Raw genomic sequence first — 13804 nt, 5'->3', positions numbered from 1 at the left:
ACCCATCTTACACGAACTCAATACTAGAGTTCCCCTGCAAAAATTATTGTTGTTTGTCTGAATTTATGAACCATCGCAAGCTCTTGTTTCGGCTGATGGCCAGTTTTCTAGCCTTCAGTTTTACCCTACTTTTAGCCTTCTTCCCCGCACCTGCCCAAGCGATGCATATTATGGAAGGATTTCTGCCCTTACCTTGGGTTATTTTTTGGTGGGTTGTGTTTCTGCCCTTCTTTGGTTTGGGACTCTTTCGTATTAACCAAACGGTGCAAAAATATCCCGAACTTAAACTCCTACTCGCTCTATCGGGAGCCTTTGCCTTTGTCCTTTCAGCCCTGAAAATTCCCTCAGTTACCGGTAGTTCCTCCCATCCCACCGGAACCGGTTTAGGGGCCGTACTATTTGGCCCCTCCACCATGACGGTTTTAGGATCTCTGGTTCTCTTATTTCAAGCCTTACTCTTAGCCCATGGTGGTCTCACCACATTGGGCGCAAATGCCGTTTCTATGGCAGTGGTTGGCCCCTTTGTGGCCTTTGGTATTTATCGCTTGGTCATGGGGCTGAGTCAACGGCAAACTCTGGCTGTTTTTCTGGCTGCGGCTTTAGGAAACTTAGCCACTTATGTGGTCACTTCTCTACAACTTGCCTTAGCTTTTCCCGTGGAAAATGGAGGCATTTGGGTCGCTTTTCTCAAGTTTGCCGGTATTTTTGCCGTCACTCAAATTCCCCTGGCCATTATTGAGGGACTGTTAACGGTGATGGTCTGGAATGGCTTAATGTCCTACTCTCAACCAGAATTAAAACTCTTGAAATTAATGGAATCAGAAACGGTATGAAAACACAACAGCATCAATGGCCTAATGGTCTGTTATTGTTAGCCGTCATTGGCTTAACCATTTTGCCTCTAATGATAGTTAAGGATAGTGAATTTGGTGGAGCCGATGGCCAAGCAGAGGAAGCCATTACCGAAGTTAATCCTCAGTATGAACCCTGGTTTGAACCGATTTTAGAACCGCCAGGGGGTGAAACCGAGAGTTTATTATTCGCCCTGCAAGCAGCTTTCGGCGCGGGAATTATCGGATACGGAATCGGATGGTATCGGGGACGTTCTGAGCCGAATCCTTCTGGGGAAAATGACGTTACCGACTGATACTTGGGCGTATCAAAATGGTTTAAGACGGTTGCCTCCGAGTCAAAAACTGGGGTTTTCTTTGCTGATGTTGGGGTTGGCTTTGGTGAGTCAACCCATCACACAAATTGCCCTCAGTTTATGGATGGCGGTTTGGACAATTGGGTACGCTAAAATTCCGATGAAGTTCTATCTGAAGTTGCTTTTGGGAAGCTATACGTTTGTGTTGATGAGTTCCTTGGCGTTTCTGATTGATGTGCGTCTAGTAGAAGGGGGAAATTTAGACAGTTCTGGAGTCTTGATCGGTTGGTCAACGGGTACGCTCTATTGGTCGATTTCCCAAAGCGTTTTGGATTTGTTTATCCGGCTAATTGTACGGGCAGTTGCTTGTTTGTCTTGCTTCTTTTTCTTGATGTTGACGGTTCCGATGGTGGAGATGGTTCAAGTGTTGCGTCAGTGGCGTTTTCCGGAACTGTTGTTGGAGTTGATTTTGTTAATGTATCGGTTGATTTGGGTACTGCAAAAAACGGTTTCTGATTTGCGTTTGGGACAAAGAGCGCGGGGAGGATATGGTGATTTTGCTCAAAGTTTGCGGAGTGTGAGTTTGTTGATTCGGCAATTGTTGCATCGAACGTTAACAGATTATCATCGCTTTTCTTTGGGGGCGACTGCACGGGGATTTGATCATAAATTTGTGGTTTTGTCAATGCGAAACTATGAGCGATCGCCCCGTTATGAATGGGAAGCCCTCCTGGGCTTGTTCTTCTTGCTGTCTCTAGAACTGTCAGGAATCGCACATGGATAATCCGAGTTTGCTGGAACTCAGGGACGTGACCTATCACTACTCAGGACAGTCTCATCAAGTGTTTGAGCAACTGAGTCTTACCCTTCCCCACCATCAAAAAACGGCAATTTTAGGGCACAATGGTTCGGGAAAGTCAACCTTATTTTTACTGATGACGGGATTATACCCTGTAGATCGCGGAAGCATTTTCTGGCAGGGAAAACCCCTAGATTACCAGCGCCAAACCCTGAAACAATGGCGGCAAAATGTGGGATTAGCCTTTCAAAATCCAGAACATCAGCTTGTTGCGGGAACCGTAGCCGAAGATCTATCCTATGGACTGTGCAACCTCAAATTAGCCAAACCGGAAATTCGCTACCGGGTTGAACAGGCGATCGCCGATTTTCAACTCACCGACATTGCCCACACTCCCCTCCACCACCTCAGTTTAGGGCAAAAACGCCGAGTTGCCCTAGCCGGGGTAATGGTGTTAAATCCCCAACTGCTGTTACTCGATGAACCCACCGCCTACTTAGACCCGCAACAAATCCGCACCTTAGTCCAAGAGTTGCACAAAATCGAACAAAAGGGAACCACGATCGCGATCGCCACCCATAACCTAGATTTCGCCTATCAATGGGCAGACTGGTTTATCATTCTCAACCAAGGAAAACTCATCCTCGAAGGAGCAGCCGAAACCGTTTTTTCTCAACAAAAACGACTCTCAGAAATCGGTTTAGGTATCCCCACCCTCTGGGAAGCCTGGCACTCTTTACCCCCTTCTTTCCGTCCTCAAGTGCAGCAAATTCCGCGCACATTGCAGGAGTGGAAAACAATTTTTAATGAATTGTAAACCCTCATCCCCCTGCCCCCTTCTCCCGTGGGAGCTAATCTTGTAGGGGTTTTAAGATAACCTGTCAATTTGGCTAAAAATCATCCAATATGGCAACGTTTGCTGGTGTGTTGACCATCTGTAGGGGCGTTTCATGTCGCAAAGCGAAACGGCCGTTCGCCCCTACATACCAAATTGTAGTTCAATGAAACCCCTACAAGACAAGCGTGGGAGAAGGGGGTAATAAAGTCCCTCTCCCGTGGGAGAGGGATTTAGGGAGAGGGCATTCCAAGTTTACATCTCAAGTGAAATTGAATTAAAATGACTGATTACGACTTCCCCAACCCTTAAAAAAAAGGGGGGGCTATTTTATTCTTTTACCCATTACCCAAGCGAAGCACTATTGTTGGCGAGATTAAATCAATTGCTCAAGGGCACATTTTCGACCGATTTGACTGAATTGGGGAGGATCTTCTCCGGTTTTCTCAGCCTCATCAATCAGGTGTTCATAGTCAGTATAACTAAACTCAGCTTGAAACCGAGTTAGCACACATTGACATAACGGTTCTATGAAATCTGGGGGTAAAAACTGAGCTGTTTGTTGGTGACAATTATCTAGAATATCAGTCACAGCTTGTTCGGGATAGACTGGATCGGCAGAGGTAGACTGCGCTCTAGCCATGGGAGTCATCAACATCCCCCAACCTAGCAAACCGATTAGGGTAAACTCCCTCATTGTGCAAGGATTGATCATAAATTATTGTCCTTCATGCCTAAATTGATTAACATAACTCAGAAATGTAAAAACAGTGATCTTAAATCGGTTTAGGCGATCGCCCCCCATATCTATAGAAGGCGAACCCAACCTAAACCCTAGAAACGCTTTTCACCTCTACACAAGGTTCACCCTGACAGGGATTGACTTCAACTAACACATGGGAAAGGGAAGAAATGGGTTGTAGGAGAGTCTTATAATGTTCCGGGGTTTGCGGATAGTGGGTAATGACCGAAATCGTAGCGGCTAAATGGTCTTCGCTCAAATTCCAAACGTGCAAATCCACCACTCGGTTATCTGCATCCTGTTCAATGCGATTAATAATATCAAGCTTGGTTTGTTTATCGATCGCCCCATCGAGCAATAAAGCACTGCTTTCTCGCAACAGATTATAAGACCATTTACTAATCACCATCGCCCCCACTATCCCCATCGCTGCATCCATCCAGATCCAACCCACAAACTTACCCGCAAGCAGGGCAAAAATCGCCAGAATCGAGGTTAAAGCATCCGCTAACACATGAAAATAGGCAGCGCGAAGATTATGATCGTGATGATGATGATCCTCATGGTCATGATCGTGATGATCCTCCAACAACAAAGCGCTGACCAAGTTCACCACTAAACCAATCACCGCCACAATAATCGCCTCATTAAACTGAATCGCTTCCGGTTGGAATAAACGACCCATAGACTCGATCACCATCACACACGCAACGACAGCGAGTGCCACCGCACTAGCAAAGCCTCCCAGGGTGCTAACTTTACCCGTGCCAAACGTATATTTAGGGTCATTAGCATGATGGCGAGCGTATTGATAAGCAAACAACGTAATCCCAAAGGCAGCAATATGGGTCGCCATATGCCAGCCATCCGCTAGGAGAGCCATAGAACCAAAGATCGTACCGGCGACAATCTCAGCGATCATGGTGACAGCAGTCAGAGCGATCACCATTTGGGTTTTGCGTTCGGCTTGATGGCGATCGACTAAGAAATTATGGGAATGTTGCCATTCTTCTAGGTTATGAATATGCATGGGGGAATAGGGGAATGGGGGAATGGGGGAATGGCTGATTCCCCATGAGTTATGACGCATTATATCAAGTCCGGTTATTCATGTCCGCGAAGCGGAAACACCCTCATTAAAAGTCTAGGGAGCGAGACGCTCCCACTCCAGTAAGATCAAGGGATTTCAGGAGTGCGGGCATCTTGCCCGCTTGTCTTTTCCCATTCACCGGACTTGATATTACTCATTACTCATTACTTATTACTTATTACTCATTACTCATTACTCATTACTCATTACTCATTACTCATGATTCATTACTCATGATTCATGATTCATAACTCTACCAATTCTACTCGTAATCCACTACTACGAACTAACTCCACTCGCTCTTGAGCTTCTTCTAGGGTTGCAAATGCCCCGACTTGGATCACCGATCGCCCTTGGTAAGAACTGCGGAAAGCATCCGGAACCAGAGATTTCACCCGGTTTTGGTCTTGAGTCGAGGAAGCATAAACAATCACTCGATAGCGCAAGCCCAAGGCAGAAGCCAGGCTAGTCGGGGGAGGGGGAGGACTTCCCGGCACACTGGCTCGGTTGGGAACGCGATCGGCATACCTGTTATCTCCCAAAGGAATATCGACATTGGGAACGGGAAGGGGGTCAAGGTTTGGAACTTGGGAGGTGACTGAAGAGCTACGGTTGGCAGGCGGTAGGGGAGATTGCCGGGGGGCAGGAGGGGGAGGTAGGGGAGCGCTGGACTGGGGAGGAGGAACGGGGATGGGAATCGGTGCAGGGGTAGGCGAGGTGTTGGTTGGAGGAGGAGCAACTCGACGAGAAGGGGCGGGAAGCAAGGAGGGAGGGGAGACTCGACGGGGCGTTTCTGGAGCGGGTTGAATCAGAGCCGCCGTTCCTTGGAAGTCAAGACGACCCACAATACGGCGAGTAATCAGTTGATTGCCGTAGACGGGAATCAGGTTTTTTGCGCCTTGGGCATTGATGTCATATTCCCCGTTATTGCGGAATTGATTATTACCCGGTTCGTTGGCTGTACCGAGATTGGGTTGGGACTCAGAGATGGCGACTAACCCGTTGCGTTGGTTATTCTCGATGCGATTTTCCCGTAAAATTGGGGTGGCTTTGGCTTGTACTACCACGCCATCGCGATTATTAATAATTTGATTATTGATAATTAAGGGTTTGGCATTCTGATTAATGTTAATCCCGAATCCGGTATTATCAAACACATTATCCCGCACTTCCGGATTGGATGTGCCATAGATGGTGATACCATTGGCTCCATTGCGGGTAAAATGGTTACTGCGAATCACCGAGCCACTGCGACCGGTGATAGAGATGCCATCATGGACATTGCCGGTAAAGGTATTATCGGCGACGACTAAGGAACTCGATTCTATCCATAAGCCATAGCCGCGCCCATTGGGGTTGGTTACCGTTACCCCAGCTAGAGCCGCGTCGTTTGCTCCCAGGAGGGCAATATTTTGCCGGGCAAAGGTGGGACTTATGAAGCGTCCGCCCCCTTCAATAATCACATTTTGCCCTTTATTATCGGGGTTGCCCACAACAATTACATTGGGTTTGAGTTGAATGGGAAAGACTTCTCCGGTTTGCTGAGAATAGGTTCCCGGAGCCAGTTGCACTACACTATTGGGCGAAGCCATCCGCAAGGCGTAGGTTAAGGTGCGATAGGGGGCTTGTGCTGTGCCATTTCCTGCTTGATCGTTACCGGTTTGGGGGTTCACCCATAGGGTGGGTCGTTCGGTGGAGACTTCTGGGGTGAGTTGGGCGATCGCCTCAGAAGCTAAAATGGGTTTGGGCGCGATCGCCCCACTCAAGCTCAGACTCAGTAGGGTGAATAGAACTGTACTGGAGTTCAAGATCGTTCTGTTCAAGGGAACCTCTCTGGTGGTAAGGGTATGAAGATAGTTTAAGAGTTGCCGATTATGGTATCACCTAAGTCTGTGGGAGTATAGACTCAAGGGATAGCCTGTTCTGAATGTTTACGCGGCGATCGGGTTCCCGTCAGGGGAATGGGGGAATGGAGGGATCTTTTCCTACTGTCCCCCTATACAGCGCAAAGCGCTGTATAGGGGGACAGGATCTACTTGTAGAATTTAAATGATATTGTAGTCCTCTCCTGCCCACCCTACCAATTTACAAATCATTTTTAATTTTTAATGGAACCTCCCCAACCTCCTCCTCCTGGGGTTTCAATGGTGATTTTTTCGCCTGCATCTAACTCTACGGTGGCGGTACTGTCGAGTTCTTCGGTATACCCATTTTTGCGCTCGATCCAGTTGTGACCTACTGCTCCCGGTTCTCCTCCAGCTAGACCAAAGGGGGGAATTTTGCGATGGTTAGACAGAATACCGACCGTCATGGGTTCTAGGAATTGGATGCGGCGGATGATGCCATTACCGCCGCAAAATTGCCCTTTACCGCCACTTTGGGGACGGATGGCAAATTCTTCCAAACGGACGGGAAAGCGGTGTTCTAGGACTTCTGGATCGGTAAGCCTTGAATTGGTCATGTGGGTATGCACCGCGTCTGTGCCGTGGAAGGTGGGGCCAGCACCCGAACCACCGCAAATGGTTTCGTAGTATTGATAATCGGGGTTGCCGAAGGTAAAGTTGTTCATGGTTCCTTGGGAGGCGGCGAGGAGTCCTAGCGCTCCATAGAGGGTATCAACGATCGCCTGGGAAGTCTCCACATTGCCCGCCACTACAGCAGCCGGATATTGGGGATTGAGCATGGAACCCTCTGGAATCTTGATATTCAGGGGTTTCAGGCAACCGGCATTCAGGGGAATGGGGTCGTTCACGAGGGTGCGGAAGACATATAAAACGGCAGCCTGACAGACCGCTTTAGGAGCGTTAAAGTTATTGGATAGTTGGGCGGATGTGCCGGTGAAGTCGATCGCGGCGTTGCGTTGCTTGTGGTCAACGGTGATAGTCACATGGATAACGGCTCCGTTATCGAATTCATAAGTAAATTCACCGTCGGATAATTGGGCGATCGCCGTCCGCACGGCTTCTTCTGCATTCTCTTGCACATATCCCATATAGGCTTGTACGGTATTGAGTCCATACTGATTGACCATCTTCACTAATTCTTGCACTCCCTGATTATTGGCCGCAATTTGTGCTTGCAGATCGGCTAAATTTTGTTGATAGTTACGAGCGGGATAGGGAGATTTTAATAAGCGATCGATGAGTAAATCTCCTTGAAATTCACCTTCGGTTACTAACAAGAAATTATCGAATAAAATCCCCTCTTCTGTAATCGTTTGACTGTGGGGTGGCATGGAGCCGGGGGTAATGCCTCCGAGGTCGGCATGATGTCCTCGCGAGGCGACATAAAAGGAGGGTTTTCTGGGAATTTGAGGTAAAAAGACCGGGGTAATGACGGTCATATCGGGTAAATGGGTTCCGCCATTATAGGGATTATTCGACAGATAAACATCCCCTGGTTTAATCTCGTTTCCCTTGTCCTGAATGAGGGCTTTTACATTTTCGCTCATGGAGCCTAAATGGACGGGGATATGGGGGGCGTTGGCGACTAAGTTTCCGTCTGGATCGAAGAGGGCACAGGAGAAGTCTAAACGCTCTTTAATATTGACGGAAACTGCCGTATTTTGTAGGGTTACGCCCATTTGTTCGGCGATCGCCCCAAATAGGTTATTGAAAATCTCTAACAGTACCGGATCTTTGTTCACTGGTTTTGTTTCCCACCCAGGTGTAAGGGCGGGTTTACGAAGATCTTGGTGGGGAGGCACAAATATTGGTGAACCCGCCCCTACATCTCGGTAGGAAGCGGTTAATACTAAATGTTGACGGGGATGAACTTGCACTTGCCAACCGCTTTCAATCACATTGGTTCCCGTGGATTCAATAATCAAGGCTGGGCCAATTATGGTATGTCCCGGTTGTAATTTCTGCCGGTCATAAACCGGCACATATTGCCAACCGGTTTCCATAGAGGATGTTAGTGAACCTGCCCCTACAGGATTTTGTATGGAACAATAAACGGGGACTCGTGCCATTTCTGGGGGTAAACTCTCGCTGACTGGCTCTTGCATTTCTGGTTCAGGATGGGTCATGGTTTGCACGATTTCCACGGAAATCATATCCACGACTAAGGCTTTTTGGGTTAGGGTAAATCCATAGCGTTGCTGATGTTGATGCTCAAAGTCTTGTTTGAGGGTTTCTGGAGAAGATGCAGAAAAATTCACCAACAAAGGGGTATCGCTGCCTTCGTATTTAAGATGGAGTTTAACGATAAGGTTTTCCTGATCGTAAGGTTGTTCTGATAAGTCTTCTTTTGCGTCTTCGACTAACTGGGGAATTACTGAATCTTGTAACTCTACCACTAAGCCATCGGTCAATTCTTGCTCAATGGTTTGCTCGCGCATGATGCGAATATCAGCCAGTCCCATGCCATAGGCAGAGAGGACTCCAGCGTAGGGATGAATGACAATTTGCCTAATGCCTAATGTGTCGGCGAGTTGACAGGCATGTTGTCCCCCTGCACCGCCAAAGCAGCAGAGAGTATAACCGGAGACATCATAACCCCGTTGTAGGGAGATTTTTTTGATGGCATTGGCCATGTTTTCAATGGCGATCGCAATAAACCCGGTCGCCACTTCTTCTGGAGTTCGTGGTTTTCCGGTGGCTTTCTGTATCTCCTGAGCCAGATTTTGGAACTCCACACGCACCTGATCGCCATCTAGGGGCAGGTTACCCTCCGGGCCAAACACCGCCGGGAAAAAGCGGGGATTCAGTTTACCCAACAGTACATTACAGTCCGTGATCGTCAGGGGGCCGCCCCGGCGATAGCAGGCGGGGCCGGGGTTTGCACCGGCAGAGTCCGGCCCGACGCGGGTACGGGAACCATCGAAGAAGACCACGGAACTGCCCCCAGCCGCGACGGTGTGAATGGCCATCATGGGCGATCGCACCCTCACCCCAGCAATTTCGGTATCAAATTGTCGTTCGTATTCCCCGTCATAATGGGCCACATCGGTGGACGTGCCGCCCATATCAAAGGTGATAATTTTCTCAAACCCCGCTTGGGCGCTGGTTTGCACCGCCCCCACAATGCCCCCGGCTGGCCCCGATAGGATGCTATCTTTACCTTGGAATTGCTCGGCATCCACTAAGCCGCCATTGGACTGCATGAACATGAGATTCACCGGATCTCCGGATTTTCCCTGGAGTTGGGTTTGCACTTGATTGACGTAGCGCCGGAGGATGGGGGAAAGATAAGCATCGACGACGGTGGTATCTGCGCGACTAACCAGTTTAATCAGGGGGCTGACGTGATGGGAAACGGAGATCTGAGTAAAACCGATTTTTTCGGCAAGTTGCGCCACTTTCTGCTCGTGTTGGGGATAGCGATAGCCATGCAAAAGGGCGATCGCACAACTGCGAATTCCGCGATCGTAAGCGGCTTGGAGTTGGGGCGCAAGAGCGTTCAGGTTAACCGGTTGCAATTCTTGCCCCTGGGCACTGAGGCGCTCTGGGACTTCGATCGCCTCTTCATAGAGCAGTTCTGGCAGTTTAATCTCTTGGGCAAACAGATCCGGGCGGTTTTGATAGCCAATACGCAGAGCATCCCGGAAGCCTTGGGTGATTAACAGAACGGTGCGATCGCCTTTTCGCTCTAGTAAGGCATTCGTTGCCACCGTCGTTCCCATTTTCACCACTGCAATGTTCTGGCTAGGAATGGCCTCATCTGCTCCCACCCCTAACAGATCTCGGATGCCTTGAATGGCAGCATCAGCATAGCGTTCTGGATTTTCCGAGAGCAATTTATGCACCACAGTTTCACCATCGGGACGCAGAGCTACCAAATCGGTAAACGTGCCGCCGCGATCGATCCAAATATGCCAGAGGCGATCGGAATAAGGATGGGACATAGAAGAGTTAACAATTAAGAATTAAACCATTATTGTCTAATTCTACAAGGGGAATATGAGTAAAGAGAAAAAAGACCCATAATTGGTTTCTTGACCCGAAAATGGAGAATAGGGAACTCGAATCCCTGACCTCTGCGGTGCGATCGCAGCGCTCTACCAACTGAGCTAATTCCCCAGGTTAATCCCCATTGTATCATTCGGTCATCGGGAAGGGAAGAGTGGACTGCTCAAAAACCCCTCGCACGCGATCGAGTTCTAATTCATGTAAATAGTCTACTGTCCAATTTGCTTGCCGTTGAATCATATGAAAAGGATAGGTATTGGCAACTCCGACCACTTGCATTCCAGCATTTTGGCCCGCTAAAATCCCGGCCGGAGTATCTTCAATCACCAGACAGTTTTGGGGAGAAAGCTGCAAACTGGGATCGAGTTGATTAAATCGCTCTACTGCTCGTAAATAACCTTCGGGATTGGGTTTGCTCTGTTGCACCTCATCCCCAGTCACCAGAACCTCAAAATAGGATAGCAGGTTGGCTCGCTCCAGAATCCATTCCGCTTCAGAACGCAAAGCCCCTGTCACTAATCCTAAGCGCAGACGAGCCACCCGCGCTTTATAAATTAGATCTTCGACTCCCGGATAAATGGGCAGTGTGTCGAGAGCTTCCAGCTTTTTCCGGTATCCTTCGGCTTTGCGAGCAATGAGGGGAGCGATCGATCGCTCATTAACAGCTCTCCCCCGACGTTGCAATAAATCCAGCAAACAGGCGCGATCGTTCCGTCCTAAGCAGCATTCATTATAATCACTCGGATTCGGTGGCAGATTTTCTGAGATCAAGATTTCATTAATCAGTTCCCGGTGTATGGGTTCATCATTAACAATCACTCCATTAAAATCAAAAAGAACAACCTGAAGACTCATTTTGTCTTAAAATGCTGGCGACAAGACATTACTTAAATTATCCTCTACTTGCGTGCGAATCTCCAGTTTATCGGGTAAGGGTTTAACGGCTTTCGTTACCTGATTAATCCACCAAATCGGATCGGCACTCACTTTTTCAAATCCAGCGTCCTGCATCCATTGCTGAAGATCCCCAGCAGCAAAGGCTTTCATATACGGCTCTTCAAAGATATTAGTAATCCATTCGGCTTCTCGGAGGCTACTTTGGTTCCCATCGAGGATGATACATTCTCCCCCTGGAGTGAGCAAGCGAAAGGCTTCTCGTAAAATGGCTTGGGTAATCTCTGGTGGGGTTTCGTGAAACAGCAGTGTGGCGGTTACGAGGTCAAAACTTTCTCGTTCCCAGGGGGTTTGTTCGGCTAGTCCATGTTTCCAGTGAATGTCTAGATGGGCTTGCTGGGCTTTGTGTTCTGCCATCACTAGCATATAGGGCGACAAATCTAACCCGATTACCTCCGCTTGGGGATACTCTTGTTTGAGTAATAGTGTAGACGATCCGGTTCCACAGCCGAGATCCAGAATACGACGGGGATAACCGCCAATGGACTTGATTAATTCTTCTCTCACCCAGGTTTCTTGGGGAAAAACTACATATTGGGTAATGGCATCGTAGGTAACAGCCGCATCAAGGTTCAGATAGCCATTTTTGATGCCGTGGAAATTCTGACTGCTGTAGTAGGGGGGATAGCTGAGGGTGGGGTTGGAGAGGCGATCGCCTTCCTGTTCCCAGTTGATTTGATTACGCAGTTGAATCAGGGCTTCTTTATCTAAAAAGAGGCTGATAATGGGTTTCAGGTATTGTTCCCAAAGGGTGTTTTGTGCCGTCATTTTGGTCGGGTGTTCAGTCAAGTTATGATTGCCTCTGAAATCCTAACAAACATTACAAAAGTTTTCCTATGACTCATGACCGCCCAAAGCGCTATACCGTTTAATTCCATCGACTAAGGATTCTAGATGTTCTCCCTTATGAGTCGCCATGAGGGAGAGTCTAATGCGACTGGTGGGTACGGTGGGGGGACGGATAGCAGGGGCGAAAATTCCTTGGGTTTTGAGGAATTTTGATACGTCTAAAGCTTGTTGAGGACTGTCTAGGGGTAGGCAAATAATGGGGGATTCTGAGGCGATGGGAATGCTCTGGGGACAGTGATGAGCCAGCAGATCTTGGAAATACTGGATATTTTGCCAAAGCTGTTCCCGGTGTTGGGGTTCGGTTTGGATTATTTCAATGGCTGTTTGAGCGGCTGCGGTATCGGCGGGACTGAGACCGGTGGTATAAATCCAACTGGGGGCACGGTTGCGGAGATAGTCGATGAGGACGGAAGATCCGGCCACATAACCGCCTAAACTGCCGATCGCTTTGCTCAGGGTTCCGACTTGGATCAGTTCCGGTTTATCGAGTTGGAAATGCTCGACTAAACCAGCTCCGGTGCTGCCGAAGACTCCGGTGGCATGGGCTTCATCGATGAGCAGCATACTGTCGTAGGTTTGGGCAATTTCTAGTAACTGGGGCAGGGGGGCGCGATCGCCATCCATGCTGAAGATGCTATCAGTGACGATCAGCGATCGCCGATAATTTTCTCTGTATGTTCTGAGTTTTTCGGTTAAATCTTCAACATTCCTATGGCCATAGGTCAACACTGTAGCTTTACTGAGGATAGCGCCATTTTTGAGGCTAGAGTGGTTATATTCATCACTGAGAATTAGGTCTCTTGGGCCGACGAGGGCGGCGATCGCCCCTAGATTCGCTAAATAGCCAGAACTGAAAACGAGGGCATCTTCCGTTTGTTTGAGCTGGGCAATAGAGCGTTCTAACTGCTGATGTAAATCCCGATGCCCACTGGTGAGCCGAGATCCGGTGCTGCCTGTGCCATACTGCTCCAGAGCCTCTTGAGCGGCTTGGATGAGACGGCGATCGCCTGCTAACCCCAAATAGTTATTACTGGCAAAATTTAGCACCTGTTGACCTTTGAGGGTGGCGATCGCCCCCGGTAAACCCTCCAAGGTTTGCACCGAGCGATACCAATGCGCTCGATGAAGGGTTTCTAGGGAGTGAGAGAGCCAAGAGTAAGGCGAGTTGGACATAAATCAATTAATAAAAGGACGTTCCGGGGGCACGGGGTTGAAACTGATTAAAAACCCTATAGCACTTCTGGCGAGGGTCAGGGAATGGGGGAATTGTTAAAACCCTGTAAAATCTCCGACTCTTCCCCCTGATTTCACTTACAATAGAAGGAAATCTTAATTACTTTTATATCTTGTTCATCTAGTATTTTCAATGGATGGGTCAACTCAGACGATCGTGCCCTCTTCCCCCAGCCCCTGCTCCCACAGGAGAAGGGGAGCAGAAGTCTCTCTCCCGTGGGAGAGAGATTTAGAGAGAGGGCA

11 protein-coding genes and 1 tRNA gene are annotated in these 13804 nt (G+C 48.6%); 4 read left to right on the top strand and 8 right to left on the bottom strand.

The window, feature by feature from the left end; all coding sequences use genetic code 11:
* Positions 1 to 95: 95 nt before the first annotated feature.
* Genes PMG25_RS02490 through PMG25_RS02475 form a run of 4 tightly spaced genes read left to right on the top strand, consistent with a single transcriptional unit; the run spans position 96 to position 2763 of the window.
* Positions 96 to 833, top strand: a complete 738-nt coding sequence (locus PMG25_RS02490; protein WP_430540946.1) for an energy-coupling factor ABC transporter permease — start codon at positions 96 to 98, stop codon at positions 831 to 833.
* Positions 830 to 1147 carry an energy-coupling factor ABC transporter substrate-binding protein gene (locus tag PMG25_RS02485; RefSeq protein WP_283765330.1) on the top strand — a complete coding sequence of 106 codons (318 nt, stop codon included), beginning with the start codon at positions 830 to 832 and terminating at the stop codon, positions 1145 to 1147. Before PMG25_RS02490 ends, PMG25_RS02485 begins: the two co-directional genes overlap by 4 nt.
* Positions 1131 to 1931: a cobalt ECF transporter T component CbiQ gene (gene cbiQ, locus PMG25_RS02480; protein WP_283765329.1), complete on the top strand. Its 801-nt coding sequence runs from the start codon at positions 1131 to 1133 to the stop codon at positions 1929 to 1931. Before PMG25_RS02485 ends, cbiQ begins: the two co-directional genes overlap by 17 nt.
* Positions 1924 to 2763 carry an energy-coupling factor ABC transporter ATP-binding protein gene (locus PMG25_RS02475; RefSeq protein ID WP_283765328.1) on the top strand — a complete coding sequence of 280 codons (840 nt, stop codon included), beginning with the start codon at positions 1924 to 1926 and terminating at the stop codon, positions 2761 to 2763. The genes cbiQ and PMG25_RS02475 overlap by 8 nt, the downstream gene beginning before the upstream one ends.
* Positions 2764 to 3157: 394 nt before the next feature.
* On the opposite strand, the gene PMG25_RS02470 is transcribed toward PMG25_RS02475, so the two are convergent.
* From PMG25_RS02470 to bioF, 8 genes are all read right to left on the bottom strand, one after another.
* Positions 3158 to 3496 carry a hypothetical protein gene (locus tag PMG25_RS02470; protein WP_283765327.1) on the bottom strand — a complete coding sequence of 113 codons (339 nt, stop codon included), beginning with the start codon at positions 3494 to 3496 and terminating at the stop codon, positions 3158 to 3160.
* A 112-nt stretch (positions 3497 to 3608) separates the two neighbouring features.
* Entirely contained in the window at positions 3609 to 4553 is a 945-nt protein-coding gene (gene dmeF / locus PMG25_RS02465) for a CDF family Co(II)/Ni(II) efflux transporter DmeF (RefSeq protein WP_347178728.1), read from the bottom strand.
* Between the two features lie 305 nt (positions 4554 to 4858).
* Positions 4859 to 6436 carry a DUF1565 domain-containing protein gene (locus PMG25_RS02460; protein ID WP_283765325.1) on the bottom strand — a complete coding sequence of 526 codons (1578 nt, stop codon included), beginning with the start codon at positions 6434 to 6436 and terminating at the stop codon, positions 4859 to 4861.
* A 275-nt stretch (positions 6437 to 6711) separates the two neighbouring features.
* Entirely contained in the window at positions 6712 to 10461 is a 3750-nt protein-coding gene (locus PMG25_RS02455; protein WP_283765324.1) for a hydantoinase B/oxoprolinase family protein, read from the bottom strand.
* A 102-nt stretch (positions 10462 to 10563) separates the two neighbouring features.
* Positions 10564 to 10636, bottom strand: a tRNA-Ala gene (locus PMG25_RS02450).
* A gap of 18 nt (positions 10637 to 10654) precedes the next feature.
* Positions 10655 to 11380 (bottom strand): HAD family hydrolase, encoded by a 726-nt coding sequence (locus PMG25_RS02445; RefSeq protein ID WP_283765323.1) that lies wholly within the window; start codon positions 11378 to 11380, stop codon positions 10655 to 10657.
* A gap of 6 nt (positions 11381 to 11386) precedes the next feature.
* Entirely contained in the window at positions 11387 to 12247 is an 861-nt protein-coding gene (locus PMG25_RS02440; RefSeq protein ID WP_347178727.1) for a class I SAM-dependent methyltransferase, read from the bottom strand.
* Positions 12248 to 12313: 66 nt separating this feature from the next.
* Complete coding sequence (gene bioF / locus PMG25_RS02435; protein ID WP_283765321.1) at positions 12314 to 13501, bottom strand: 8-amino-7-oxononanoate synthase; 1188 nt, start codon at positions 13499 to 13501, stop codon at positions 12314 to 12316.
* Between the last annotated feature and the right edge of the window lie 303 nt (positions 13502 to 13804).

Origin of the sequence: Roseofilum capinflatum BLCC-M114 (genome assembly GCF_030068505.1) — a bacterium.
GTDB classification, from domain to species: Bacteria; Cyanobacteriota; Cyanobacteriia; order Cyanobacteriales; family Desertifilaceae; genus Roseofilum; species Roseofilum capinflatum.
This window is presented reverse-complemented; position numbering and strand designations above follow the sequence as displayed.

What these genes read in the sequence shown, in the direction of transcription:
- PMG25_RS02490 (WP_430540946.1), top strand. Translation starts at nt 96, where the DNA reads ATGGCCAGTTTTCTAGCCTTCAGTTTTACCCTACTTTTAGCCTTCTTC.
- PMG25_RS02485 (WP_283765330.1), top strand. Translation starts at nt 830, where the DNA reads ATGAAAACACAACAGCATCAATGGCCTAATGGTCTGTTATTGTTAGCC.
- cbiQ (WP_283765329.1), top strand. Translation starts at nt 1,131, where the DNA reads ATGACGTTACCGACTGATACTTGGGCGTATCAAAATGGTTTAAGACGG.
- PMG25_RS02475 (WP_283765328.1), top strand. Translation starts at nt 1,924, where the DNA reads ATGGATAATCCGAGTTTGCTGGAACTCAGGGACGTGACCTATCACTAC.
- PMG25_RS02470 (WP_283765327.1), bottom strand. Translation starts at nt 3,496, where the DNA reads ATGATCAATCCTTGCACAATGAGGGAGTTTACCCTAATCGGTTTGCTA.
- dmeF (WP_347178728.1), bottom strand. Translation starts at nt 4,553, where the DNA reads ATGCATATTCATAACCTAGAAGAATGGCAACATTCCCATAATTTCTTA.
- PMG25_RS02455 (WP_283765324.1), bottom strand. Translation starts at nt 10,461, where the DNA reads ATGTCCCATCCTTATTCCGATCGCCTCTGGCATATTTGGATCGATCGC.
- PMG25_RS02445 (WP_283765323.1), bottom strand. Translation starts at nt 11,380, where the DNA reads ATGAGTCTTCAGGTTGTTCTTTTTGATTTTAATGGAGTGATTGTTAAT.
- PMG25_RS02440 (WP_347178727.1), bottom strand. Translation starts at nt 12,247, where the DNA reads ATGACGGCACAAAACACCCTTTGGGAACAATACCTGAAACCCATTATC.
- bioF (WP_283765321.1), bottom strand. Translation starts at nt 13,501, where the DNA reads ATGTCCAACTCGCCTTACTCTTGGCTCTCTCACTCCCTAGAAACCCTT.